This is a genomic window from Sandarakinorhabdus sp., assembly GCF_040398645.1.
Taxonomy (GTDB): Bacteria; Pseudomonadota; Alphaproteobacteria; order Sphingomonadales; family Sphingomonadaceae; genus Sandarakinorhabdus.
The window spans coordinates 18764-21535 of sequence record NZ_JBBATR010000019.1; the positions used below are offsets into that span (position 1 = coordinate 18764).

The window sequence follows — 2772 nt, forward strand, 5'->3', positions numbered from 1 at the left end:
TGCATGCCCTCTGGCCCGTCTTCCGATCCGTGGCCCGAATCCTTCACGCCGCCAAATGGCGCATCAACATGGCTCATGCCCATGGTGTTGATGCCGATCATGCCGGCTTCGATGGCATCGCCCAAGACATTGGCGCGGCGAGCATTTTCGGTGAAACAATAGGCGGCCAGCCCGAATGGCAGCCGGTTGGCCTGCACGATGGCATCATCGATGGCGCGGAACGGTTGCACCAGCGCGAGCGGCCCGAATGGTTCCTCGTTCATGGCGCGCGCAGTGTCCGGCACGTCGGTCAGCACCGTGGGTTGGAAGAAAAACCCTGTTTTGCCAGAGTGTTGCCCGCCGCCCCTCTGTCCTCCAGCAGCAACCCGCGCGCCGGCGGTCTTGGCATCGGCCACCAACGCCTCGATGGCATCCGGGCGGCGGCGATTGGCCAGCGGACCCATGGTGGTTGCCGGGTCCAGCCCACTGCCCACCGTCAACGCATCAGCGCGCGCGGCAAAGCCAGCCACAAAGCGGTCGTAAATTCCCTCTTGTACATAAAACCGGGTTGGCGACACGCAGACTTGGCCGGCATTGCGGAACTTGAACGCGCTGACCATCGCGATAGTCTTTTCGAGATCGCAATCGTCAAACACCAGCACCGGGCTGTGGCCGCCCAGCTCCATGGTGGTGCGCTTCATGCTCTGGGCGGCCAGCGTCATGAGATGCTTGCCGACCGGCACGGAGCCGGTGAAGCTGATCTTGCGGATGACCGGCGATGCAATCAGATGGCGCGACACCTGATCGGGCACGCCAAACACCACGCCGATTACCTCGGGCGGCACACCGGCATCCAGAAAACAGCGGGCCACGGCCAGCGCCGAGCCGGGTGCTTCTTCGGGCGGCTTGACGATCATCGAACAGCCAGCGGCGAGCGCGGGTGCCAGCTTGCGCGCTGGATTGAGGATCGGAAAATTCCACGGGCAAAACGCTGCGGCGGGGCCGATCGGCTCGCGCAGCACCAGCGATCGGCTGCCGCGCGGCCGCACCAGCACCCGGCCATAGGCACGTTTGGCTTCACCAGCATAAAAATCCACGAGCGCAGCGGCATAGCCGACTTCGGCGCGGGCTTCGGCCAGCGGCTTGCCTTGTTCAAGCGTGGCAATGGCGGCAATATGTTCGCCGCGCTCGCGCAGCAATCGCGCCGCGCCTGCCAGCACGGCGCCGCGTTCATCTGCCGATGCCGCGCGCCAGATGACAAAGCCGTGCGCCGCTGCCGCCAGGGCACGATCAAGATCGGCCGGCGACGCCAACGGCAATTCACCGATCACGCCGCCGGTGGCGGGATTGATCACGCTGTGGGTGTCGCGGCTGCCGGCTGCGATCCATTCGCCGCCGATCACCAGCGCAAGCTGGGCCGTGTATTCGCTGGTCATTGCCATGGTCCTGTTGGTGATTTGGCTGCGAGCTAACTGGCGGTGTAGCTGTTGCCAGCCCCGCCAAGGTCAACTGGGCCAGCGTCCAGCGCGCCAAGGCCCAGATTGCCGAGGCCGTGCCGATGCAGCTTTGAATAGAGGCTTTGTCGCGACAGGCCCAGGATTTCGGCGGCCGATGCGCGATTGTCCTCGGAATAGGCCAAGGCCGCTTCGATGCACAAACGCTCGATCATGTCGGTTGATTCGCGCACGATGTCCTTGAGGGCCATGCGGCCGACCCGGTCGGTCAATTGGCTCATGGTCAGGCTGGCCGGAGAAAGGCTTTCCGTGCTGGTAGCGGCTGGTGCCGGCGTTGCGAGGCGCAAGGCAAAGCCGTGCCGCAGGCGATCGGCCGGGCCGGATGACACCGCAGACACGTCCACGGCTTCGCCGCTGGCAGTTATATGGCCATGCGCCGGACGCACCATCGTGGCAAAGCTGTGCACCCGGCCATGCTGGCGCAGGCCAGCGATCAGCAGGCCCAGATCCATGCCCGGCCGGCCCAGAAACCGCGCAACCGGCAAGCCAACCAGATCATCACCGCGGGCAAGACCAACCAGATCAAGAAACGCCGTGTTGCCAGCGATGATGTCGAAATTGTCGTCGGTCAGTACAAAGGCATCGGGCAGGCGCTCAAGGCCATCGGCCAGCCGTTCACCAAAGCTGGCCAGATGGCCGCTGCCGGCACTGGCGGGCGACAATGGGTTCAGCCGCAGCAGCAGGCGCGTGTCGCGGTCGTGGCGGAACAGGCTGGCAGTGACGGTGCAGCGATTGCCATTAGCCAGTCGCAGCTGCGGCGGCTGCGCATGGGCGCTGGCGGCCAGCGCGGCCAGCGCCGCGATGGCAAGGTCGCGGTCATCAGCGTGCACCAAGCTTGCGAAATTGTGGCCGGTCAGTGCGCCATCGGCGTGGCCCGCCACCCGGCATGCGGCACTGTTGGCTTCCAGCACGCGGCGGCTTGCGGCATCGATGATCACGATGGCTTCGTCGGCCGTGTCGAACAGCAGGCGGTGGCGCGCCTCAAGCTGGCGCAGCCGGCTCGCATCACGGTCAGCGGCTTGCTGGGCGCGGGCCAGCTGCTGCCGCAGGGTGGCGGTGGCCCGCTCGTCACGGCCAATGGCGATGTGCCGGCCATCAGCCAGCGGCAGCGCCAGCCACTGCATGGCCAAAGGCCCAGCGGCGCTGCTGTGCACGCTGTGCCGCCAAGCCGGCGCGCTGCCACTGCCGAGCAGGGCGTTGATCTGGTCGCGGCTGTCGGCGTGGGCGGTCTGGGCCCAGAGCTGGCCTTGCCACAGGCCCACATCGCGCATGGTCAGCG

2 protein-coding genes are annotated in these 2772 nt (G+C 66.3%); both read right to left on the bottom strand.

Features of this window, described 5'->3' with window-relative positions:
- On the bottom strand, positions 1–1415 hold a 1415-nt coding region (locus tag ABWP50_RS06385; RefSeq protein ID WP_353217157.1), incomplete at its 3' end, for an NAD-dependent succinate-semialdehyde dehydrogenase.
- Between the two features lie 32 nt (positions 1416–1447).
- On the bottom strand, positions 1448–2772 hold a 1325-nt coding region (ppsR, locus tag ABWP50_RS06390; protein ID WP_353217158.1), incomplete at its 5' end, for a transcriptional regulator PpsR.